We start from the raw sequence: 23,319 nt of genomic DNA, 5'->3' as shown, positions 1-23,319 counted from the left end.
AAGCGCCAGTCCACACTGGCGCTTTTCATTACGCTTGCAACCAATCTTGATAAAGCTGATCACTCGAACCCAAATAATCGACCATCCATTGAATCATCTTGTGGTTTTCATCTTTGCGCCAAACTAAACAACAGTGGCTCAGCGGCTTATCTTCAGGAAGAATTTTCTCGACCAAAACGCCTTCAGTGATCAACGGCTGCGCGATATGGCGCGGCATATAACCCACCCCGACACCATGCTTTAAGCATTCAATAGCGCTATACCAGTTCGGCAATAACAATCGACGCTGCTTTGGATAATGAACGGTGTGACGCTTTGGTAGCACACTCGAGGTATCATCTAAACAAATTGCAGGGAATTGGCTGACAAACTCTTCTGTTAGGTGCTGCTGTTTAACACAGGCATGGCTTGATGACATAACAAACGTCCAATCCAAGAGACCCATGGCTTTGACTTCAAAGTCTCCACCGACTGGAATGGCCGATGTCGCGCCAACGACAATATCGGCACGCCCCTGTGAAATAGCCTCCCACGAGCCATTAAACACTTCCATATTGATCTGCAGCTCCGCATTGGGAAACGTTTGATAGAAATCTTCAATAAGAGGCTTGAGCCGCTCCAGCTTAACCACATTATCCAGCGTCAACTTAAGTGTTTTCTTCCACCCTTGAGCTACCCGTCGAGTCTGGGCTTTTACCTCTTCCATCTGCCTAAGCATCGTTCTAGCTTGAGTAAGGAAAAGCTCTCCCGCAGGAGTCAGCTCTACCTTTCTAGGCAGTCGCTTAAACAAAACCACATCCAACTCTTGTTCTATTTGCCGAATGCTATAACTGATGGCAGAAGGTACTTTATGTAATACCTCAGCGGCAGCGGTAAAACTCTCTAGCCGCGCAACGGTGTCCACCAGCTCTAGGGACGATTGGGAAAAAGCACTCATAACCACCTTTCAATTTTTTTGATTGATAACTGCAAATTTTAGCGTTTTATTTTATTAAAAGTGAAGAATAGACTACTCAAGTTAATAAAAAGGTTGGCGCCGGCTGATAACTATCTATCAATTATTTTGAATGGAAAAATGATGAATATTTCAAAATTACAACTTTTTTACTTAGCTCTTTTATCTATGCTCGGCTTCATTGCTACTGATATGTATTTGCCTGCATTTAAAGCGATGGAGATAGATTTTGCTACAGGGCCAGAGCAAATCGCCCTATCTCTTACTGTATTCTTAGTGGGTATGGCACTTGGCCAACTCTTATGGGGTCTAGCTTCGGATAAATTTGGTCATAGAAATACTCTGGCGGCGGGTCTAACACTATTCACCGTTGCTTCATTTGGCTTGGCTTACAGTGACCAAGTGTGGCAACTTCTCACATTGCGCTTTGTCCAAGCGATCGGTGTGTGCGCGCCAGCTGTTATCTGGCAAGCGATGGTCATTAAGCGTTACTCGAGCAGTAGCCAACAAATTTTTGCTACCATCATGCCATTAGTCGCGTTGTCCCCCGCATTGGCCCCACAATTAGGCGTGCTTCTCGCCGATAATTTTGGCTGGAGCAGTATTTTTATTGCGCTCACGCTAATGGGCATCATGCTAGTTATAGCGACGATGGCACAAAACAATGAAGAAGTAGAATCAAAGCAAACCAGCATATCGTCAGACATTAAGGCGCTACTCGGCTCTAAAACGTACCTTGGTAACGTGTTGATGTTCGCCACCGCCTCTGCGGCGTTCTTTGCTTACCTGACCGGAATGCCAGAAATCATGGCGCAACTGGGCTACGAAGCGAAGGACATTGGTTTGAGTTTTATCCCACAAACCATCGCCTTCATGCTAGGTGGTTACTTGGGTAAGGTGGGCGTACGCAAGTTTGGCGATGAGAAAGTGCTGCGCCAACTGATAGGTCTGTTCAGCGTTGCTGCTCTGCTTATTTTCCTCGCTTCACAGTGGCAACTAACATCAATCTGGCCAATCCTAGCGCCTTTCTGCTTGATTGCGGTAGCGAATGGTGCGCTGTACCCAATCGTGGTAAACCGTGCATTAGCAAGTGCGAAACAAAGCCCAGCGACGGCTGCTGGTCTACAAAACAGCCTACAAATTACCGTGAGCAGCCTTTCAAGTGCACTTGTTGCCGCGATGGCAAGCCAAGCTCAGATGGTCACAGGCGTTGCAATCATCATCTGTATGGGTGGACTATGGGTGGGTTATATCCTGTCAAATCGAGAACTCTCTCAGCACTTCACAACGCCTGATAATGCTCGCGTCGTGAGTGAAGAGGAACTCTAATTTTTAATCGTAAGAGCCGCTGTTGTGCGGCTCTCTATCTCAATTAGAGACGTTACATACTCTTTAAGCCCCAATTTTTGGCGGTTTGCTTGAAGAAGCCTTGCGTTTTTTTCAGTTCAACCCAGTGGTTAATGTAGTTGATCCATACTTGGTCATCTTGCGGTAACAACATGGCAATTGGCGTTGGTTTGCGTGGTTCTTTCACCGGCACAATAGCCAACTGCTTAAACTTTTCCACCAGCGTTGCGGCTTCTACATTTGAGGTAACGGAAACATCAGCTCGACGGGCAAGCAGTTCTTGGAAATCACGAGCAGGCGCTTCAATCACAATGTGTTGCGCAGATGGGAAGAAGTCTTTGACCATTTTTTCTTGTACAGTACCAAGCGTTGCAGCCACTTTTACATCCGGCTTATCGAAATCAGCCCAGTCAGAGAATTTCGCCAAATCTTTCTTTTGCACCACTGGTACAAACGCGAGGTAGAAATATGGTTGGCTATAACCCGCCACCTTCGCTCGAGACATATTTAACGATGCACTGCCGGTGATGTCATATTTGTTCGCAGTAATCCCATTCACGAGCGTTTTCCAATCGGTAGCGACAAACTCCACCTCAACACCCAAATCTTTTGCTAACTCTGTGGTCACATCAATATCGAACCCACGGTAACTGTTCGTCGCGGGATCTTTCATTGTCATTGGATTCCAGTCTCCAGTGGTGCCAACACGTAACACACCATTCTCTAGTATTTCGTGTAATCGGCTATCCGCATAAGCCAACTGAGTAAGCGCGAGTAACCAAAGACCAACAGCAAAAATTAGCTTTCTCATTCTATTTCCTTATATATTTATTTTGATTCGAGATTTATAAAAACACTCTTGATAACATAGCAGTAACAAGCGGCATTTATTAGTCAAGTTAGGAAATGAAGATTGAATAATCGAACTCTGTGGCTGTTTTTCCCATTTTTACTGACTGGTTGCTCGGATTATCAGTGGGGTTGGTATGTGCTGGATCCTTCAACCGAGCAAGGACTCACTAACATCCGCTTTCTGATTGCTGGGTTCAACGACACGATTCAAGTTTCTCTTCTTAGCATGTTGTTTGCCATGACTATCGGTTTGCTCGTCGCACTCCCTGCACTTTCCAACTCACCTATCCTAAAGGGGATAAATCGCCTCTATGTGGAGATCATTCGCTCGATACCCGTCTTAGTACTATTGCTGTGGGTCTATTATGGAATGCCGACGTTGCTGGATGTGTCTTTGGATCACTTCTGGGCGGGGGTTATTGCTCTAACCGTCGCCGAAAGTGCTTTTATGGCCGAGGTCTTTCGAGGAGGGATCCAAGCGATAAGTCGTGGTCAGCATGAAGCAGCGGAGTCGTTGGGGCTGAGTTATTGGCAGAAAATGCGCTTGGTGATTCTACCCCAAGCGTTTAGGCAGATCTTACCGCCGCTTGGTAACCAGTTTGTCTATATTCTTAAAATGAGTTCATTAGTCAGTGTGATTGGTTTAAGTGACTTGACTCGACGTGCCAATGAACTAGTAGTTAATGAGTACTTACCTCTAGAAATATACACCTTCTTAGTTCTGGAATATTTAGTCTTAATCTTGCTGGTTTCTCAGGCTGTTCGCTGGCTAGAAAAACGTATCGCTATTCCCAGCCATTAACCCTCATAATAAAGCCGCTCATAAAGAGCGGCTTAGAAAAAATGACTTAAAGCTTGTTAGTGCTTACTTCTTTTTTACAGGACGCTGCCAACCGGTAATCTTACGCTCTTTCGCACGAGTAATGACCAGTTCACCCTCAGCGACATCTTTGGTCAGCGTCGTGCCTGCCCCAATCGTTGCGCCATCAGCAATAGTCACTGGCGCAACAAGCTGGCTGTCAGAGCCAATAAACACATCGTTACCGATCACAGTCTTAAACTTGTTTGCACCATCGTAGTTGCACGTAATAGTACCTGCACCGATATTCGTACGCTGGCCGATCTCTGCATCACCTAAGTAAGTTAAGTGATTAGCTTTCGAGCCTTCACCAATGCGTGCATTCTTCACTTCAACGAAGTTACCGACGTGAGAGTCGTTACGCATCTCCGCGCCAGGACGCAGGCGAGTGAATGGCCCCACTGTACATTCTTCGCCAACAGTAGCACCTTCGATTACACTGTATGGGCGAATAACCGTGTTGTCGTCGATTTCACAATCTTTCAAAACACAACCCGTGCCGATTACGACATTGTCACCCAGAGATACGTTACCTTCGATGATAACGTTGGCATCAATTTCACAATCCATACCACATTGAAGCTCACCACGTAGATCAAAACGTGCTGGGTCGCGCAACATTACCCCCTGCTCAAGCAGTTTTTTTGCCTGCATTGACTGAAATGCGCGCTCAAGACGTGCCAACTGAGCTCGGTCGTTCACACCTTCCACTTCGATTGGGTTAACAGGGTGTACCGCCTCTACCGCTCGACCCTCGTCGTGTGCAGTCGCAATGACATCCGTTAGGTAGTATTCACCCTGTGCATTTTCATTATTAAGACCCGATAACCAACGCTTAAGATCGCCGCCAGTTGCTACCATGACGCCAGTATTGATTTCTTTGATCAACTTCTGTTCATCGGTTGCATCTTTTTGCTCGACGATAGCAACAACAGGACCATTGCGACGAACGATACGACCATAGCCCATTGGGTTATCAAGGACGACAGTCAGCAGTGCAATACCACCTGTAGGCTGCGCATCCAGCAAACCTTCGATCGTTTCTTCCGAGATCAGTGGTACATCACCATAAAGCACTAAGATCTTTTCATCATCTTCAAACTGAGGAGAAGCTTGATCCACTGCATGACCTGTACCCAATTGATCCGCCTGAAGTACCCAGTTCACATTCTCTTGCGCGAGCTCTGTTTGCATTTGATCACCGCCGTGTCCATAAACCAAATGAATATTCTGCGCTCCGAGGTTATTACAAGTATCAATCACATGTTTGACCATAGGTTTGCCTGCCAACGTGTGGAGCACCTTAGGCTTGTTAGAGTACATGCGAGTACCTTTACCCGCTGCGAGAATCACCGCGCTAAATTTCATGAATGGACCTGTATGACGTTGTATTAAAATTGAGAGGTATTTTAGACACTAATCGTTAATTAGTTAATTGATCAGGAAAAATTTCTAATAAAAAATAAGCAAAAAGGCGGTCAATTGACCGCCTTTATCACTTTTAAAACAACACCGTTGCTTAACGACGCTGTTTCGTCAGCTCGATTACTCGTAGCTGAGCAATGGCTTTAGCCAGTTCACTAGCCGCTTGAGCGAAGTCCATATCACCGTGCTGGTTTTGAATTGCTTCTTGAGCACAACGCTTAGCTTCTTCAGCCTTAGCTGCGTCCAGTTCTTCACCACGGATAGCTGTATCAGCCAGTACAGTCGCTGTACCAGGTTGAACTTCTACCATACCACCAGAAACATAAATAAATTCCTCGTGGCCGTGCTGCTTAACAAGTCGCACCATTCCAGGCGTGATAGCGGTTAGCAGCGGAGTGTGCCCATGGAAAATACCAAGTTCACCTTCGCTACCGGTCACCTGAAACGTTTCAACACGACCAGAGAAGATTTTCTTCTCAGCGCTTACTACGTCTAGGTGAAAGGTTATTGCTGCCATATCGCCTCCTAGTTAGCCTTATAGCTTCTTCGCATTCTCGATAGCATCTTCAATTGCACCGCAGTACATGAACGCTTGCTCTGGAATGTCATCGTAATCACCAGCTAGTAGACCTTTAAAGCCACGTAGAGTCTCTTTTAGAGGTACGTAAACACCTGGGTCGCCAGTAAATACTTCCGCTACGTGGTAAGGCTGAGTTAGGAAACGCTCAATCTTACGTGCACGAGATACAACTTGCTTATCTTCTTCAGATAGCTCGTCCATACCTAGAATCGCAATGATATCTTTCAGCTCTTTGTAGCGCTGAAGTGTCTGCTGAACGCCACGAGCAATGTCGTAGTGCTCTTGACCAACAACTAGAGGGTCAAGCATACGAGATGTTGAATCTAGTGGGTCGATCGCAGGGTATAGACCCATTGCAGCGATGTTACGGTTAAGTACAACCGTTGCATCCAAGTGCGCGAACGTTGTTGCTGGCGACGGGTCAGTCAAGTCATCCGCAGGTACGTATACCGCCTGTACAGACGTGATAGAACCTGATTTCGTTGACGTGATACGCTCCTGCAGTACACCCATCTCTTCTGCAAGAGTTGGCTGGTAACCTACCGCTGAAGGCATACGACCTAGCAGTGCTGATACCTCTGTACCTGCAAGTGTGTAACGGTAGATGTTATCAACGAACAGTAGAACGTCACGACCTTCGTCACGGAACTTCTCTGCCATTGTTAGACCAGTCAGTGCAACACGTAGACGGTTACCTGGTGGCTCGTTCATCTGACCGTAAACCATCGCTACCTTAGACTCTTCAGGATTTTCAACGTTTACAACGCCCGCTTCCTGCATCTCAAAGTAGAAATCGTTACCTTCACGAGTACGCTCACCTACACCAGCAAATACTGATAGACCAGAGTGCTGAAGTGCGATGTTGTTGATAAGTTCCATCATGTTAACGGTCTTACCTACACCAGCACCACCGAATAGACCGATTTTACCACCCTTAGCGAATGGACAAACTAGGTCGATTACTTTAACGCCAGTCTCTAGTAGAGCGATCTCGTTTGATTGCTCTTCGTAGCTTGGTGCTTCACGGTGGATAGAGTAAGTCTCTTCCGCACCGATTTCACCACACTCGTCAATTGCGTCACCTAGAACGTTCATGATACGACCTAGGGTCTTAGTACCTACTGGTACTGAAATTGGAGCGCCTGTATTTACTACTTCAACTCCACGACGTAAACCATCAGAGCTACCCATTACGATACAACGAACTACGCCACCGCCTAGCTGTTGTTGAACCTCAAGAACTAGACGCTCTTTTGATTCTGTTACGTTCAGAGCGTCATATACACTTGGTACTTCACTCTGTGGGAACTCTACGTCGACTACTGCACCGATGATCTGTACGATCTTACCTGTAGCCATCGTTAATCCTCTAAACTGTTTCGTTTTACCTAAGCTTAAACCGCTGCCGCACCTGAAACGATTTCAGATAGCTCTTGTGTGATCGCAGCCTGACGGGCTTTGTTGTACACAAGTTCTAAATCATCAATCAAGTTGCTCGCATTATCAGTTGCAGCTTTCATTGCAATCATTCGAGCCGCTTGCTCACAAGCAAGGTTCTCAACCACACCTTGGTATACTTGAGATTCCACATAACGCACTAGAAGCGTGTCTAGTAGCGCTTTTGGTTCTGGCTCGTAGATGTAGTCCCACTGGTGGGTACGCTGCATCTCTTCGCTGTCCGATTTAGGCAAAGGTAGTAATTGATCGATCGTTGGTTGTTGAACCATAGTGTTCACAAACTTGTTGCTCACGACATATAAACGGTCCAACTCACCTTCATCGTATTTCTTCAGCATTACGCTTACAGAACCGATTAGGTCTTCAAGGCTAGGCTTATCACCTAGACCAGAAACCTGTGCCGCTACTTTTGCACCGCTGTTGTTAAAGAAGCCAGTTGCTTTAGAACCAATCAATGCCAGTTCAATTTCAGCGCCTTTCTCTTTCCAGCTTTGCATGTCTGTGACTGCTTTTTTGAACACGTTAATGTTCAAGCCGCCACATAGGCCACGGTCTGTAGAAACGATGATGTAACCAACACGCTTAGCTTCACGCTCTTCTAGGTATGGATGACGATACTCTAGACTCGCGTTAGCTACGTGACCGATCACTTTACGTATTGTTTCAGCGTATGGACGAGAAGCTTCCATTGCATCTTGAGAACGACGCATTTTTGAAGCTGCTACCATTTCCATTGCTTTCGTAATCTTCTGAGTGCTTTTAACACTACCGATTTTATTACGTATCTCTTTTGCGCCGGCCATCGTTACTCTCCATTAGTTGGTGGCATTACTGCCACCGACCTATTACCAAGTTTGGGTTGCTACGAAGTCGTCAGTCAGCTTCTTAAGCTGCGCTTCAACTTCATCGTTGTATGCACCCGTCTTGTCGATCTCAGCTGCAAATTCAGCGTATTGACCGCGAGCGAACGATAGTAGAGCCGCTTCGAAATCTAGCAGTTTGCTTAGTTCAACATCTGCTAGGTAGCCGCGCTCTGCCGCAAAGATTACTAGCGCTTGGTCAAATACAGACATAGGAGCGTACTGCTTCTGCTTCATTAGTTCTGTAACTTTCTGACCGTGGTCTAGCTGTTTCTTTGTCGCTTCATCAAGGTCAGATGAGAACTGTGCGAATGCCGCAAGTTCACGGTACTGAGCTAGTGCTGTACGGATACCGCCTGATAGCTTCTTGATGATTTTCGTCTGTGCAGAACCACCAACACGAGATACTGAGATACCTGGGTCAACCGCTGGGCGAACACCCGCGTTGAATAGCTCAGTCTGTAGGAAGATCTGACCGTCAGTAATCGAGATTACGTTTGTCGGTACGAATGCTGAAACGTCACCAGCTTGAGTTTCAATGATAGGTAGTGCAGTTAAAGAACCTGTCTTACCTTTCACTTCACCGTTAGTGAACTTTTCTACGTATTCTTCGCTTACACGAGCTGCACGCTCTAGTAGACGTGAGTGGAGGTAGAAAACGTCACCTGGGAATGCTTCACGACCTGGTGGGCGTTTTAGTAGTAGAGAGATCTGACGGTAAGCTACCGCTTGCTTAGATAGATCATCATAAACAATCAGTGCGTCTTCGCCGCGATCACGGAAGTATTCACCCATCGCACAACCTGCGTATGGCGCTAGGTATTGTAGCGCTGCAGATTCAGAAGCAGATGCAACAACAACGATAGTGTTTGCTAGCGCGCCGTGCTCTTCTAGTTTGCGAACTACGTTAGCGATAGTCGATGCTTTCTGACCGATAGCTACGTAGATTGAGAAAATACCAGAGTTTTTCTGGTTGATGATTGCATCGATCGCCATTGCTGTTTTACCAGTCTGACGGTCACCGATTACAAGCTCACGCTGACCACGACCGATTGGGATCATTGAGTCAACAGATTTGTAACCCGTTTGAACAGGTTGATCAACCGATTTACGGTCGATTACACCTGGTGCAATCACTTCTACAGGCGAAGACAGTTTCGCTTCGATTGGGCCTTTACCATCAATTGGCTCACCTAGCGTGTTTACAACACGACCAAGCAATTCAGGACCAACTGGTACTTCAAGAATACGACCAGTACCTGTAACTTTCATGCCTTCCTTAAGGTCAGCATATGGGCCCATTACAACCGCACCAACCGAGTCACGCTCAAGGTTAAGTGCTAGTGCATAACGGCCACCCGGTAATTCAATCATTTCACCTTGCATCACGTCCGCTAGGCCGTGAATGCGAATGATACCGTCGCTTACCGATACGATAGTACCTTCGTTGCGAGCTTCACTAACAACTTCGAAAGATTCGATACGTTGTTTGATTAGATCGCTAATTTCCGTGGAATTAAGTTGCATGCTCCAATCCCCATTAAGACTGCAATGCATCGCTCAGGCGGCTTAAACGGCCACGTGCTGAGTTATCGATGACTAAGTCTCCGGCTCTAATAATAACCCCACCAAGTAGGGCCTCATCTACGCTGCAATTCAGCTGGACTTTGCGTTCAAGACGCGTTTCAAGTTTGCTGCTGATGTCTGCTTTTTGCTGGTCAGAAAGCTCTGTTGCTGAAGTCACTTCAACGGTGATTTCTTTCTCGTGTTCTTGCTTAAGTAACAAGAACTCAGCGCATACATCAGGAAGGGCCTGTAATCGACCATTCTCAGCCATCACCTTAATCAGGTTTTGACCAAACTCATCAACTTGTTCGCCACATACCGCAACAAATACTTCTGCAAGTTTGTCTGCAGACATTGAGCTGGTTAACAGCTCATGAATTTGTTCGTTATTGGCAACTTCCGCTGCAAAAGACAACATTTGACCCCATTGGTCTAGTTGGTCTTTTTCAACAGCAAAGTCGAATGCTGCTTTAGCATAGGGGCGTGCGATAGTAGTCATATCAGCCATGTGCGCCCCCAGACTTAAAGTTTTGCAGTAATGTTGTCGAGAAGATCTTTGTGCGCATCTTTATCGATTGAACGCTCAAGGATTTTCTCAGCACCAGCTAAAGCCAGAGTTGCAACTTGTTTGCGCAGTTCATCGCGCGCACGGTTGCGTTCAGCTTCAATTTCAGCTTCCGCTTGAGCAAGGATTTTCTGGCGTTCTGCCTGAGCTTCCTCGCGAGCTTCGTCTAGAATTTGAGTCTTACGCTTGTTCGCTTGCTCAATGACCTCAGTTGCTGTGCGCTTCGCTTCTTTCATTTGAGAAGAAGCATTAGCTTGAGCTAGATTCAAGTCTTTCTCAGCTCGTTCTGCCGCTTGAAGGCCATCAGCGATTTTTTTCTGACGTTCTTCAATAGCGTTCATGATTGGCGGCCATACATATTTCATGCAGAACCACACAAACATTGCGAACGAGATTGCTTGACCTAGCAGAGTTGCGTTCATATTCACAACAGCTACCCCTCTTTATTGGACTTAGTGTTAATCAATGACAAACCGATGCTTGCCTTTGAAAAGCAAAGATTAACCAGCTAGTTGACCAACGAATGGGTTTGCGAAAGTAAATAGTAGAGCGATTACGATACCGATCATTGGAACCGCATCCAGTAGACCCGCGATGATGAACATCTTAACTTGTAGCATTGGTGCCATTTCTGGTTGACGTGCAGCACCTTCTAGGAATTTACCACCTAGTACTGCGAAGCCGATTGCAGTACCTACTGCACATAGACCAACGATGATTGCTACTGCGATTGCTGAAAAGCTCAATACAGTTTCCATTACTATCTCCAAATATACTTTTGACTAATAAGAGTTTAAAAAATTAGTGATCGCTGTCTTCGTGTGCCATTGACATATAAACAATCGTTAGCATCATAAACACGAAGGCCTGAATCGTGATTACCAGAATATGGAAAATCGCCCACGGAAGTGAACCCATCCATTGAAGGAACCATGGTAGCATTGCCGCACAAAGAATGAATACAACCTCACCTGCGAACATGTTACCGAATAGACGCATACCAAGTGATAGAGGTTTCGCTAGTAGCGATACCACTTCAATCAGTAGGTTAAACGGAATCATCGTCCAGTGATTAAATGGATGTAATGCTAGTTCTTTGGCAAACCCACCTAGACCTTTCACTTTGATGCTGTAGAAAATCATCAGAGCGAATACGCCTATTGCCATTCCCATGGTGATGTTCGCATCAGCAGAAGGTACTATCTTAAGATAAGGAATACCTAGCCAATGCTCTGCTGGGTAAGGTAAGAAATCGATAGGCACAAGGTCCATCAAGTTCATTAAAAATACCCAACAAAAGATAGTCAGTGCGAGAGGGGCAATCAATGGGTTGCGTCCATGGAACGTATCTTTGACGTTTTCCGCGACAAATTCTACGATCATTTCAACAAAACATTGAAGCTTACCCGGCACACCTACTGTCGACTTCTTAGCTACTTTGTAAAACACTCCTAAGAACATTAAACCAGTGATCCAAGAAAACAACAGGCTATCGATGTGTATGTTCCAGAAACTCGTCTCTTCCGCCACTAACCCCAACTTGTAAGTTGAAAGGTGAGTAAGGTGGTGAGTGATGTAACCGGAAGCTGTTAGCGCTTCACCTGGCGCAGCCATAACTCATCCTATTTTTTGTTGTTAATGAATAGCGCTGGCGCAAAGATGTTAATCCCAAGTACCAGCAAATAGGTTAGTTTCAGGGGAACGAGTTCCACCTGCATATACATGTAAGCAACGGAAAAGAGTGCCACTGTGATGAGAATCTTTAGTGCTTCCCCTGTGTAGAAAGACGCAGCGACCATTTTGGCAGCACGAGCCCCTACAAAGAGAAAAGCACACAAGGCAAATACAGCATTAGCGATAACAAAAATGCCACCACCAATTAGCGCTGAAACTCCCCATTCAGTATTTACAGCAATCGCCATTCCTGCTGCCACTAACGTAACCGCGCCCATTTCGATCAACAACAATCGCTTAGCAAGCTCTCGTCCTGGTCTAGCTAACGCAGCCACCATGTATTCGTACCTCTAATAATATCCACTTTGCACGACTTCACTCTGTGCTGGGAAATTGGCAAAAATTATACGGTCAGTGTGCCTTAATGCAATTAAAAGCCCGCAAAAAGTTACATTTTTGTTTACAAACCGACAACTTTCGCACAAAAAATAGTTTTTTACATAATTGATTGAGATCAATTATCTCATTTAGCTCTCTAGCTTGGCAATCAGTTGCTCTAATTTGTGAGGCTCATCAAGACTAATCGTCACTTTCGACTTTCCGCTAGGGTTTCGGACAATAGCAACTTTACCCCCGAGCATTGCACTCAATTTTTGTGACAATTCTTGTATCTCCACATCTTGAGGAGCATTTTTATCTTCAACCACCGGTTGCAGACATTTTTTTACAAGTTGTTCCGTTTGACGAACCGTTAATTGCTTCTTGGCCACTTGCTGGGCAACTTCGATTTGTTGTTCGCCCTCAAGAGCTAGCAGTGCTCGAGCATGCCCCATATCGAGCAAATTGTCTGAAACCAAACCTTTTACGTCATTTTCTAACTGGTTAAGACGTAATATGTTGCTGACAGCCGCTCGAGACTTACCAATTACATCTGCGACCTGCTGATGAGTCAGTGAAAACTCTGTTTGCAAACGCTCAAGCGCTACCGCCTCTTCAATCACGTTGAGATCTTCGCGTTGAATGTTTTCGATCAATGCCATCGCGATCGCCGCGCGATCTTCCACATTTTTGATCACACAAGGCACTTGTTTTAGACCCGCTTTCCGCGCCGCACGCCAGCGCCGTTCACCCGCGATAATCTCAAATTTGTCGTGTTCAACCTGACGAACGACAATCGGCTGGATAATGCCTTGGGATTCAATCGACGCTGCCAACTCCTCTAGTGCCTCAGGTGACATATCTTTGCGTGGTTGATAAACGCCAGGCTTAAGACTGTTGATGCTTAAGTCGGTCAATTCACCTTCAGATGAGAGCTGTTGACTCTGGAGCGCATTTTGCTGTTTTTCACGCGCTAGCGAACTAGTCGAAAGCAGAGCATCAAGCCCTTTACCCAAACCACGTTTAGACATGAGACGGAGTTCCTTTGGTTGGTTTATGCAGGTACTTCTTCACGGCGAAGCATTTCGCCAGCAAGCGCGAGATAGGCTTTTGCGCCTGCAGAGTATTTGTCGTAGTACATGGCTGGTTTGCCATGGCTTGGCGCTTCAGCCAAACGAACATTACGAGGAATAACAGTGCGGTACACCTTGTTGCCAAAGTGCTTCTTCAGTTGATCGGACACTTCATTCGAGAGCCGATTGCGAGGGTCATACATGGTGCGCAGCAACCCTTCAATCTTTAGGTTCTCATTCACCACGGCCGCAAGTTTACTGATTGTGTCCATTAACGCCGTTAAACCTTCTAATGCAAAGTACTCACACTGCATAGGAACCAAGACCGAATCCGCTGCGGCCATGGCATTGATTGTAAGAAGGTTTAGAGAGGGAGGACAATCGATAAAGATGAAATCATAGTTATCGCGAACTGACGCAAGAGCGTGCTTCAGGCGTACCTCTCGAGCGAAGACTTCCATTAGCTTGATTTCAGCCGCCGTCACATCTCCGTTCGCGGCAATCAAATCATAGTTTCCTGATGTGTTCGTACAGACCACTTCAGAAAACGGTACATCTTCGACGAGAAGTTCATAGGCAGTCGCATCAACTTGATACTTGTCAACGCCACTGGCCATGGTTGCGTTCCCTTGTGGATCAAGATCAATCACCAAGACTTTACGCTTAGTCGCAGCCATAGAGGCCGCTAAGTTGATACAGGTTGTTGTTTTACCAACTCCACCTTTCTGGTTGGCGATCGCTACGATTTTACCCACAATGGACCTCGCTATTATTCCTTGCGCGATAAGATTACTAGATGACGCTCACCTTCCAATTGAGGAACATTCAAAGCTTTGATGTCGGTCACACAACACCACTCAGGAAGTTCATCAATCTCACCCTGTGGTAATTGCCCCTTCAGTGCCAAAAATAGCCCTGTCTCGGCTTTTGGAAGGTGGTGACACCAACTTACCATATCTACCATAGATGCGAATGCACGGCTCAGTACGGCATCAAATTTTTCTTCTGGTTGAAACTCTTCGACGCGACTTTGAATCGGCATCACATTTTCGATCTTCAGCTCATGGAGTGCTTGTTTGATAAAACGGATACGCTTGCCAAGGCTGTCGAGTAAGTGAAAGTGTTTATCTGGACACATAATGGCCAGAGGAATTCCCGGAAGTCCAGGACCTGTGCCTACATCAATAAAGCGCTCACCTTGTAAGTGAGTACTAACAATAATGCTATCAAGAATATGTTTCACTAGCATTTCTTCGGGATCACGAACCGAAGTCAAGTTGTACGCTTTGTTCCACTTATTGAGCATTTCAACGTAACCAACCAGTTGGTTACGTTGCAGTTCAGACACTTCTAAGTCAGTTTGCGCGATGAGTTCATCAAGCTTATTACGAAGTTGGCTCATTACGCGACCTCACCTTTTTTTAAAATGCCTTGCTTTTTCAAGTGAACCAGCAAAATGGAAATCGCAGCTGGTGTAATACCAGAAATACGAGAAGCAATACCGATACTTTCAGGTTTCGCTTCCGTCAGTTTTGCGACTACTTCATTGGAGAGACCACTAACTTTGGAGTAATCCATATCGACAGGTAGTTTCGTGTTCTCATGACGCAGAGATTTTTCGATCTCATCTTGCTGTCGCTGAATGTAACCTTCGTATTTCACTTGGATTTCAACTTGCTCAGCGGCTTGTTGATCCTCAAGTGCAGGAGCAAAACGATCCAGAGCCGTGAGCTGCGAATAAGTCATCTCAGGACGGCGCAGAAGATCTTCGCCACTTGCTTCACGAGACATTGGCGATTTTAGAATCGCATTAAGGGCATCGATACCTTCTGATTTAGGATTCATCCACGTTTCTTTCAGACGTTGACGCTCTTTTTCCATGTTGTCGATTTTTTCGTTGAAACGTGCCCAACGCGCATCATCAATCAAACCTAGCTCGCGAGCTTTTTCTGTCAAACGCAAATCTGCGTTATCTTCACGCAACAAGAGGCGGTATTCAGCGCGAGAGGTGAACATGCGGTACGGTTCTTTGGTACCCATGGTAGACAAATCATCAATTAGCACGCCCATGTAGGCTTGATCGCGACGTGGGCTCCAGCCTTCTTTACCTTGGCTGTGTAAGCTTGCGTTCAAGCCCGCCATCAAGCCCTGTGCAGCCGCTTCTTCGTAACCCGTTGTGCCGTTAATTTGGCCAGCAAAAAACAGACCGCTAATAAATTTGGTTTCGTAAGTCTGTTTCAAATCACGTGGGTCAAAGAAATCGTATTCAATCGCATAACCAGGACGAACAATATGCGCGTTTTCAAACCCTTTCATCGAACGCACTATCTGAACCTGAACATCAAATGGTAAGCTGGTGGAAATACCATTTGGATAGAGTTCGTGAGTCGTTAAACCTTCTGGTTCAATGAAAATCTGGTGGCTGTTTTTGTCAGCAAAACGCATCACTTTGTCTTCGATCGAAGGACAGTAACGAGGACCAATCCCTTCAATCACCCCAGCGTACATTGGACTGCGATCAAGGTTGTTGCGGATCACTTCATGAGTACTTTCGTTAGTATGCGTGATGAAACATGGGATTTGACGAGGATGCTGAGTGCGTTGTCCCATGAATGAAAATACTGGTGTTGGATTATCACCGTGTTGTACTTCCAACTCTGAGAAATCGACACTTCGAGCATCGATCCTTGGAGGTGTCCCTGTTTTAAGACGATCAACACGGAATGGGAGCTCACGGAGACGATCAGCTAGCGCGATCGAAGGTGGATCCCCAGCTCGACCACCTGAAGAGCTCTCCATACCTATATGGATCTTGCCACCTAAAAAGGTGCCGACGGTAAGGACCACGGCTTTTGCTCGAAACTTAAGCCCCATTTGGGTTACAACACCTACAGCGGTGTCATTTTCCACAATTAGGTCATCCACTGACTGTTGGAAAAGCGTTAAGTTGTCAGCATTTTCAAGGGCTTCACGAACATACGCTTTGTACAGAGCACGGTCTGCTTGCGCTCGAGTCGCTCGTACAGCTGGGCCTTTAGAGGCATTGAGCGTTCGAAATTGAATACCCGCATGATCGATAGCCTGAGCCATTAATCCACCCATTGCATCGACTTCTTTGACTAGGTGACCTTTACCAATACCACCGATTGCTGGGTTACATGACATTTGGCCCAAAGTATCGATATTGTGAGTAAGCAAAAGGGTCTTTTGACCTGTCCGTGCAGATGCTAATGCGGCTTCCGTTCCTGCGTGACCGCCACCAACGACAATGACGTCAAAGTTTTCGTGATAGAGCATGAACTGACCTCAGGTATTCAATCAAGCTATAGAAAGATAAAAGAGCGTTATTCTACCTTCTTTCACAGAGTGTGGAAACGCTTTTGAGACTTTTCATTTAAAGGCTTGAAAGACTTATATATATAAGATCTATATATATGATCTTTTATTAGATCTATTATTAGGATCGACGATCTCTGTGGATAACTCAAAAATGATCAACAAGATCATGGATCTTTTATGGATCGTAATCTGTGATCAGCCCTTGATCAGATCGAGGATTTCCTGAGATCAAAATTAATGGTTATACACAGGGGTAAAAAAGGATCCGAGTTGTTATTGGGATAACTATAGGAAAGTCACTGGATTTGATCTAGTTTATCCACAGGCCGGATGGTTGCTTTTTGACCAAGTAAACTGAAAAGTGGTGGGAGAAGTTATTCACAGAGAGGAAATCAGAGCCGAAAAACGACTCTGAATTGGGGATTAGAAGCGTTCAATATGTTCTAGTAACCAAGTTTCAGCGGCATCTTCGGGAACTGAGTGGCTGAGTACATCGATGGTTAAGCAGTCAGTAATGGGGGCTGCACCAATATCTTCCAGAAGGTCATGGGCATGTTTTCCAGCGGCACAGAAGGTGTCGTAGCTCGAGTCACCAATCGCGATAACGGCATACTTAACCTCACTCATTTTAGGTGGCGTATTTTGTAATGCTGCAATGAAAGGCTGAATGTTATCTGGATATTCGCCCGCACCATGCGTTGATGTGATAACAAGCCATGTCCCTTTGTTTTCAATATCGTTAATGTCTGGTTGGTTGTGGATTGTGGTTTCAAACCCTTTCTCAATCAGAAGATCGCTTAGGTGGTCACCCACATATTCAGCTCCGCCTAAAGTGCTGCCTGTTATAATGTGAATCATTGTTCGTCCTTTACTAAAAGAAGTGCGACCTCTAGGTCGCACTGTCGATGATTATTTACCAATACAGAAAGAAGAGAAGATGCGGCCCAGTAGGTCGTCTGAGCTGAACTCGCCGGTGATTTCACTCAAATGTTGCTGAGCGATACGCAACTCTTCTGCCAAAATCTCCCCAGCCATATAGCCCTCAAGCTGCTGTTGACCAATGTCTAGGTGTTCGGCTGCGCGTTCCAGTGCCTCTAGGTGTCTGCGACGAGCCATAAAGCCGCCTTCATTACCTCCAGCAAAGCCCATGCACTCTTTTAAATGGCTGCGTAGTGACTCGACACCTTCACCCGTCTTCGCTGACAGGCGGATAAGGGTTGGATCGTTGACATGACAAATGCCAAGATCTTCACCGGTTTGATCGGCTTTGTTGCGGATCACTGTCATACCAATGTTATCTGGCAGGCGATCAACGAAGTCTGGCCAAATTTCTTTTGGATCGGTGGCATCTGTGGTTGTGCCATCAACCATAAAGAGTACGCGGTCCGCTTGAGCGATTTCGTCCCAGGCGCGTTCAATGCCGATTTTCTCGACTTCATCAGAGGCGTCACGCAGACCTGCGGTATCGATAATATGCAGTGGCATTCCGTCAATATGGATATGTTCACGCAGCACGTCACGTGTGGTTCCTGCTATGTCGGTCACAATGGCCGACTCTTTGCCTGATAGTGCATTGAGCAGGCTTGATTTGCCCGCATTCGGACGACCTGCGATAACCACCTTCATGCCTTCACGCATAATCGCACCTTGGTTCGCCTCTTGGCGCACCGCACTCAGGTTATCAATGATGGCTTGCAGATCACCTGCTACTTTTCCATCAGCCAGAAAGTCGATTTCTTCTTCTGGGAAGTCAATAGCCGCTTCGACATAGATGCGAAGGTGGATCAGGGATTCGACCAGAGTGTGAATACGTTGCGAGAACGCACCTTGCAGTGATTGTAGGGCGGATTTAGCCGCTTCTTCCGAACTTGCATCGATCAAGTCAGCAATAGCTTCTGCTTGAGCGAGATCGAGTTTGTCATTTAAAAACGCGCGCTCTGAAAACTCTCCCGGTCTTGCGGTACGAATCCCCGGTATTTGTAGGATGCGTTTAATTAGCATGTCCATCACGACAGGGCCGCCATGACCTTGCAGTTCAAGGACATCTTCACCAGTGAATGAATGCGGGTTCGGGAAGTACAATGCGATACCTTGGTCAAGCTGGGAGCCATCTTGCGAGGTAAAGGGTAAGTATTCTGCATAGCGTGGACGCAGTGTTTTCCCTGTTACTTCTTGAGCGACTTTCTCTGCCAGTGGGCCGGATACTCGAATAATGCCGACGCCGCCACGACCAGGGGCGGTTGCTTGGGCGACAATGGTATCTGTAGTCATAGTTGTGCCTGTAGAATCTCGGTGCCATTGCATGGCAAATAAGTAATGTGATGAATTGTAATCAGCTCAAATAAAAAAGGCGACCTTTTGGCCGCCTTTGATAATAATTTCGCATTAAAGGTTACTTAGAGTGTAAGCCTTTTTTCTCCAATGCTTTGTAAATAAGCGTTTGTTGGATAAGCGTTACGATGTTCGATACTAGCCAGTATAGAACCAGACCTGATGGGAAGAACAGGAAGAAGAAAGTAAACATAACCGGCATAAAGGTCATGATCTTCTGCTGCATTGGATCCGTCACGGTCGTCGGGCTCATCTTTTGGATTAGGAACATCGATGCACCCATCAGCAGTGGCAAGATGTAGTACGGGTCTTGCGCTGAAAGGTCATGAATCCAACCGAAGAATGGCGAGTGACGTAGCTCAACCGACTCCATCAATGCCCAGTATAGTGCGATGAAGATAGGCATCTGTAGGATAAGAGGAAGACAGCCACCTAGCGGGTTCACTTTCTCTTTCTTGTACAGTTCCATCATTTCTTGGCTCATGCGCTGACGGTCATCGCCAATACGCTCACGCATTGCTTGCAGTTTAGGTTGCAGCATGCGCATTTTCGCCATAGATGTGTATTGCGCTTTCGTAAGTGGGTACATGGCACCACGTACGATGAACGTCAAACAGATGATTGCCACACCCCAGTTGCCAACAAAGCTTTGAATAAACGAAAGCAGTGAGTGCAGAGGTTTCGCAATGAACCATAGCCAGCCGTAATCGACAACAAGGTCTAGGTTTGGTGCAACTTCAGCCATCTGGTCTTGAAGTTTTGGACCGACCCAAAGCGTTGCCGTCATTTGAGCGCTGTCACCGGTTGCGATGGTTTTGTTCGGCATACGAACGCCGATATCGCCAAGATTGCCAATCACGCGAGTGTATAGGTTAGTGCCTGGCTCGTTGCGTGGAATCCATGCTGATGCGAAGTAGTGCTGGATCATTGCCGCCCAACCTTGACCATCTGGCAGGTTTAGAGACAAGTTACGATCTTGCATATCTTCGAAGCTGTATTTCTTGTAGCGCGTATCTTCTGTTGAGTATGCGCCACCACGGTAAGTTGGCATTGTGATGCTGCCACCAGCGTCAAGAAGGTTTTGACGTAGGTGAGCGTACATACCGAATGTCGCGTTGTTGCCAGAGTTGTTCACAACGTTGTATTCAACGTCGATCGCGTAGCTGCCACGCTTAAGGATGAATGTCTTGGTGTACTCTAAGCCGTTTGCTGCGTATGTCATTGGAACGCGAAGTTCGTCTTGGCCATCTGCTAGAGTGAAGCTATCCGCGCTGACTGCGTATGCAGGACGGTTAGTACTGCTTAGGTCGATACCTTGAGGGCCCACAAGGCCACTTTGAGCGATGAACTGGTGACCAGGCTCGTTTTTAAGTAAAACGAATGCATCAGCAGAATCCATCTCAGCCGAGTATTGGTTTAGATCTGCGTGAATGACATCACCACCAACTGTATCAATCGACAGAGTCAATGCATCAGTGGTCACGGTAATCGTTTTAGCAGAAGCTTGCTGACCAGGAGCTGGATCGAGCTCGTCAGCAAAAGATGGGGCAGGTAGAGTACTGCTTGATTGAGCCTGCTCAACCGGCTGAGGCGTTGGGTTCTTTGCAACTTGCCATTGTTGGAACAATAGGAAAGAAACCAGTGCTAGCGCGATTAACAGGATATTACGTTGAGAATCCATCGTTAATTGTCTCTGTCTTGTTTTTGGACTGGTGGAACGGGGTCGTATGTCCAACCCTTTTTATTTAAAGGGTTGCATTTTAATAGACGTTTGCTTGATAACCAACACCCTTTTACAAAACCGTGAGCTTTCAACGCTTCAATGGCATAAGTAGAGCAGGTTGGAGTAAAACGACAACGCGGTCCAAGAAGTGGACTAATAAAGCCTTGATAGAGTCGGACGAGGCCGATCGCTAACCGCGAGAGGGGCGAGACAGACGCTGCCATAATTTATCAAACAGTTTAAACATTTCATCGTTGCTTAAATCTTGCGCGCTTTTCTTGGCAATAACAACAAAATCTTTGTTAGGAAGCTGATGTTGTTTGTTACGAAAGCTTTCGCGAGCGAGACGCTTGAAGCGATTACGACCAACAGCAGTTTTAATCTGTTTCTTCGGAACGGCTAAACCTAGTCTTGGGTGAGATAAGGAATTTTTGCGAGCAATGATAGTGAAATGAGGTGAGCCAGCTCGATGAGCTTGCTGAAAGACATTTTGATAATGCTCGGGAGTTAACAAGCGTAACTCCCGATTGAACGCGTACGTATTCAAAATAATCGAAGATTACTTAGAAAGACGCTTACGGCCTTTAGCACGACGTGCGTTGATTGTTGCACGACCGTTCTTAGTAGCCATACGTGCACGGAAACCGTGAGTACGCTTGCGCTTTAGAACTGAAGGTTGAAAAGTGCGTTTAGACATGGTTATTACCTTTACTGATCAGTAGTTTTAGGTCAATGTTAACCCGGCGTGGGTATACGAGGTCTTCTCTATATATAAAGAGGACAAACCGACGCCTCTCAACAAAGAGGCGGAATTGTAATCACAGTCACACAAAGTGTCAATCTTTGTGCAAGCGCTAAATTCCGGCCGAGCGATTATACGTAGTGTGAGCAAAATCTCAAGGATCAAACGATCCTCTTTTGTGATCTTTACTCTGCACCAACTTGTCGAAGGAATTTTTGTAAGCGAGGATCTTGTGGATTTCCAAAGATATCCTGTGGAGAACCTTGCTCAACAATGTGCCCTTCTGCCATAAAGATCACCCGATCGGCGACCTCTCTAGCAAATTGCATCTCATGAGTGACCACCAGCATGGTCTGATGTTTTGTAGCTAAGTCCTTCATTAAATTAAGAACTTCACCCACCCATTCAGGATCAAGTGCCGATGTTGGCTCATCGAAAAGCAGCAGTTCTGGTTGCAGCGCCATAGCGCGTCCGATACCCACACGCTGCTGTTGACCACCAGACAGCGCTGCTGGATAACTGTCACCCTTGTCGCCTAAGCCAATATCATCAAGAATCTCTTGCGCGCGTTGAAGTGCGTCTGTTTTTTTCCAACCACGCACAGTCATCAGCCCTTCAGCGATGTTTTGTCTTGCGGTCATGTGGGCGAAAAGCGCATAGTTTTGGAACACAAAGCCTGTCTTACGACGCAAAGCGAGAACTTCGGCTTTGGTGTGATTTTCACTATCGACGCTGACGTCATCAATCGTGATGACCCCTTTGTCGGCATTCTCTAAGAAATTTACTGTGCGAAGTAATGTCGACTTGCCTGTTCCGCTAGAGCCAATAATGACGATGATCTCACCTTGTTTTATCTCAAGGTCAATCCCTTTTAGCACTTCAGTATCCCCGAAGCGTTTTTGAATATTACTCAGTTTGATCATCGTACGTACGCCTTATTGAGTTTAGCTTCTGCCCAGATTTGAACACGAGTAAGGATAACCACCACACCCCAGTAAATAAGTGCAACCGCAAGAAACGCTTCAAAGAAACGGAAGCTTGATGATGCCTCCATTTGTGCTTTGGCCATAATCTCTGCAACGCCTAGCGTAAAGGCCAGTGACGTTGATTTGATCATATCGATGAAGTAGTTCATCAGTGAAGGCAAGGCCACACGAGTCGCTTGCGGCAAAATGACGCGACGCATCGCTTGTGTCGTCGTCATGCCGACTGAGAGGCTCGCTTCCATCTGGCTACGATCAATACCAATAATGGCAGCGCGAATACTTTCTGCCATGTAGGCGGCGAAGTGCAAGGTCAAACCGATGACAGCGGCACTGAAAGCATCTAGCCCGACCATCCATGGGAAAATCTGTGGTAAGCCGTAGTAAAGCAAAAACAGCTGTACTAACAGAGGCGTGCCACGGAAGAAGCTGATATACAGCTGGCTCAGTTGATCGAGTACTGGAACCTTGAATACGCGGATATTGGCGAGAATCACTGACAGTATTAAAGAGAAGATCAGACCCCAAACGGCCATCTCCATAGTTGTTCCCAGATACTTAAGCAGTATCGGCATCAACTCCAGCATGTAGTTAAAATCGAATCCCATA

26 protein-coding genes are annotated in these 23,319 nt (G+C 46.2%); 2 read left to right on the top strand and 24 right to left on the bottom strand.

Features of this window, described 5'->3' with window-relative positions:
• Positions 1-28 precede the first annotated feature (28 nt).
• Positions 29-937: a DNA-binding transcriptional activator PunR gene (gene punR, locus RJ47_RS13365; protein WP_039484368.1), complete on the bottom strand. Its 909-nt coding sequence runs from the start codon at positions 935-937 to the stop codon at positions 29-31.
• A gap of 141 nt (positions 938-1,078) precedes the next feature.
• On the opposite strand from punR, the gene punC reads away from it, so the two are divergent.
• Positions 1,079-2,284 (top strand): purine nucleoside transporter PunC, encoded by a 1,206-nt coding sequence (punC, locus tag RJ47_RS13360; protein WP_039484366.1) that lies wholly within the window; start codon positions 1,079-1,081, stop codon positions 2,282-2,284.
• A gap of 52 nt (positions 2,285-2,336) precedes the next feature.
• On the opposite strand, the gene RJ47_RS13355 is transcribed toward punC, so the two are convergent.
• Positions 2,337-3,113 (bottom strand): transporter substrate-binding domain-containing protein, encoded by a 777-nt coding sequence (locus tag RJ47_RS13355; protein ID WP_039484363.1) that lies wholly within the window; start codon positions 3,111-3,113, stop codon positions 2,337-2,339.
• 102 nt (positions 3,114-3,215) lie between these two features.
• Here RJ47_RS13355 and RJ47_RS13350 point away from each other — a divergent pair, with 102 nt between their 5' ends.
• A complete protein-coding gene (locus tag RJ47_RS13350) occupies positions 3,216-3,956 on the top strand; it encodes an amino acid ABC transporter permease (protein ID WP_005476213.1) in 741 nt (246 codons plus the stop codon).
• Positions 3,957-4,019: 63 nt separating this feature from the next.
• Here the strand turns inward: RJ47_RS13350 and glmU are convergent, their stop codons facing one another.
• The 22 genes from glmU to RJ47_RS13245 form a co-directional block, all read right to left on the bottom strand.
• Positions 4,020-5,381: a bifunctional UDP-N-acetylglucosamine diphosphorylase/glucosamine-1-phosphate N-acetyltransferase GlmU gene (gene glmU / locus RJ47_RS13345; protein ID WP_039484360.1), complete on the bottom strand. Its 1,362-nt coding sequence runs from the start codon at positions 5,379-5,381 to the stop codon at positions 4,020-4,022.
• Positions 5,382-5,532: 151 nt separating this feature from the next.
• Positions 5,533-5,955 carry a F0F1 ATP synthase subunit epsilon gene (locus RJ47_RS13340; protein WP_005476200.1) on the bottom strand — a complete coding sequence of 141 codons (423 nt, stop codon included), beginning with the start codon at positions 5,953-5,955 and terminating at the stop codon, positions 5,533-5,535.
• An 18-nt stretch (positions 5,956-5,973) separates the two neighbouring features.
• Entirely contained in the window at positions 5,974-7,377 is a 1,404-nt protein-coding gene (atpD, locus tag RJ47_RS13335; protein WP_005476194.1) for a F0F1 ATP synthase subunit beta, read from the bottom strand.
• Between the two features lie 35 nt (positions 7,378-7,412).
• Positions 7,413-8,279: a F0F1 ATP synthase subunit gamma gene (gene atpG / locus RJ47_RS13330; RefSeq protein ID WP_005476185.1), complete on the bottom strand. Its 867-nt coding sequence runs from the start codon at positions 8,277-8,279 to the stop codon at positions 7,413-7,415.
• Positions 8,280-8,321: 42 nt separating this feature from the next.
• On the bottom strand, positions 8,322-9,863 hold the full coding sequence (gene atpA / locus RJ47_RS13325; protein WP_005476202.1) for a F0F1 ATP synthase subunit alpha: 1,542 nt from the start codon (positions 9,861-9,863) through the stop codon (positions 8,322-8,324).
• A gap of 13 nt (positions 9,864-9,876) precedes the next feature.
• Positions 9,877-10,410 (bottom strand): F0F1 ATP synthase subunit delta, encoded by a 534-nt coding sequence (atpH, locus tag RJ47_RS13320; protein ID WP_005476190.1) that lies wholly within the window; start codon positions 10,408-10,410, stop codon positions 9,877-9,879.
• A gap of 14 nt (positions 10,411-10,424) precedes the next feature.
• The gene (atpF, locus tag RJ47_RS13315) at positions 10,425-10,895 is read right to left on the bottom strand and encodes a F0F1 ATP synthase subunit B (RefSeq protein ID WP_038191821.1); all 471 of its coding nucleotides are present in this window, start codon (positions 10,893-10,895) and stop codon (positions 10,425-10,427) included.
• Positions 10,896-10,967: 72 nt separating this feature from the next.
• Positions 10,968-11,225 (bottom strand): F0F1 ATP synthase subunit C, encoded by a 258-nt coding sequence (gene atpE, locus RJ47_RS13310; protein ID WP_000450922.1) that lies wholly within the window; start codon positions 11,223-11,225, stop codon positions 10,968-10,970.
• 43 nt (positions 11,226-11,268) lie between these two features.
• The gene (gene atpB / locus RJ47_RS13305) at positions 11,269-12,081 is read right to left on the bottom strand and encodes a F0F1 ATP synthase subunit A (RefSeq protein WP_005476192.1); all 813 of its coding nucleotides are present in this window, start codon (positions 12,079-12,081) and stop codon (positions 11,269-11,271) included.
• A gap of 8 nt (positions 12,082-12,089) precedes the next feature.
• A complete protein-coding gene (locus RJ47_RS13300; RefSeq protein WP_005476182.1) occupies positions 12,090-12,479 on the bottom strand; it encodes a F0F1 ATP synthase subunit I in 390 nt (129 codons plus the stop codon).
• 189 nt (positions 12,480-12,668) lie between these two features.
• A complete protein-coding gene (locus tag RJ47_RS13295) occupies positions 12,669-13,550 on the bottom strand; it encodes a ParB/RepB/Spo0J family partition protein (RefSeq protein WP_039478850.1) in 882 nt (293 codons plus the stop codon).
• A 23-nt stretch (positions 13,551-13,573) separates the two neighbouring features.
• Complete coding sequence (locus RJ47_RS13290) at positions 13,574-14,347, bottom strand: ParA family protein (protein WP_005476196.1); 774 nt, start codon at positions 14,345-14,347, stop codon at positions 13,574-13,576.
• 14 nt (positions 14,348-14,361) lie between these two features.
• Positions 14,362-14,994 carry a 16S rRNA (guanine(527)-N(7))-methyltransferase RsmG gene (rsmG, locus tag RJ47_RS13285; protein WP_038141376.1) on the bottom strand — a complete coding sequence of 211 codons (633 nt, stop codon included), beginning with the start codon at positions 14,992-14,994 and terminating at the stop codon, positions 14,362-14,364.
• Positions 14,994-16,889, bottom strand: coding sequence for a tRNA uridine-5-carboxymethylaminomethyl(34) synthesis enzyme MnmG (gene mnmG, locus RJ47_RS13280; protein WP_005476191.1), 1,896 nt, complete (start codon positions 16,887-16,889; stop codon positions 14,994-14,996). Before mnmG ends, rsmG begins: the two co-directional genes overlap by 1 nt.
• Before the next feature lie 465 nt (positions 16,890-17,354).
• Positions 17,355-17,789, bottom strand: coding sequence for an FMN-binding protein MioC (gene mioC, locus RJ47_RS13275; protein WP_039484356.1), 435 nt, complete (start codon positions 17,787-17,789; stop codon positions 17,355-17,357).
• Positions 17,790-17,840: 51 nt separating this feature from the next.
• Positions 17,841-19,202: a tRNA uridine-5-carboxymethylaminomethyl(34) synthesis GTPase MnmE gene (gene mnmE / locus RJ47_RS13270; RefSeq protein ID WP_039478842.1), complete on the bottom strand. Its 1,362-nt coding sequence runs from the start codon at positions 19,200-19,202 to the stop codon at positions 17,841-17,843.
• A gap of 121 nt (positions 19,203-19,323) precedes the next feature.
• Entirely contained in the window at positions 19,324-20,943 is a 1,620-nt protein-coding gene (gene yidC / locus RJ47_RS13265; RefSeq protein ID WP_038141369.1) for a membrane protein insertase YidC, read from the bottom strand.
• 2 nt (positions 20,944-20,945) lie between these two features.
• Positions 20,946-21,209 (bottom strand): membrane protein insertion efficiency factor YidD, encoded by a 264-nt coding sequence (gene yidD / locus RJ47_RS20870; RefSeq protein ID WP_072016668.1) that lies wholly within the window; start codon positions 21,207-21,209, stop codon positions 20,946-20,948.
• On the bottom strand, positions 21,176-21,499 hold the full coding sequence (rnpA, locus tag RJ47_RS13260) for a ribonuclease P protein component (RefSeq protein WP_050796250.1): 324 nt from the start codon (positions 21,497-21,499) through the stop codon (positions 21,176-21,178). The genes yidD and rnpA overlap by 34 nt, the downstream gene beginning before the upstream one ends.
• A 45-nt stretch (positions 21,500-21,544) precedes the next feature.
• Positions 21,545-21,682: a 50S ribosomal protein L34 gene (gene rpmH / locus RJ47_RS13255; protein ID WP_038141364.1), complete on the bottom strand. Its 138-nt coding sequence runs from the start codon at positions 21,680-21,682 to the stop codon at positions 21,545-21,547.
• 230 nt (positions 21,683-21,912) lie between these two features.
• Positions 21,913-22,650, bottom strand: a complete 738-nt coding sequence (locus RJ47_RS13250; protein WP_038141360.1) for an amino acid ABC transporter ATP-binding protein — start codon at positions 22,648-22,650, stop codon at positions 21,913-21,915.
• The gene (locus RJ47_RS13245; RefSeq protein ID WP_005472539.1) at positions 22,647-23,318 is read right to left on the bottom strand and encodes an amino acid ABC transporter permease; all 672 of its coding nucleotides are present in this window, start codon (positions 23,316-23,318) and stop codon (positions 22,647-22,649) included. Before RJ47_RS13245 ends, RJ47_RS13250 begins: the two co-directional genes overlap by 4 nt.
• Between the last annotated feature and the right edge of the window lies 1 nt (position 23,319).

It is taken from the genome of Vibrio sinaloensis (genome assembly GCF_000808535.1).
Lineage (GTDB): Bacteria > Pseudomonadota > Gammaproteobacteria > Enterobacterales > Vibrionaceae > Vibrio > Vibrio sinaloensis_D.
Note: the sequence above shows the minus strand (reverse complement) of the source record. Positions and strands in the feature narration are given on the sequence as shown.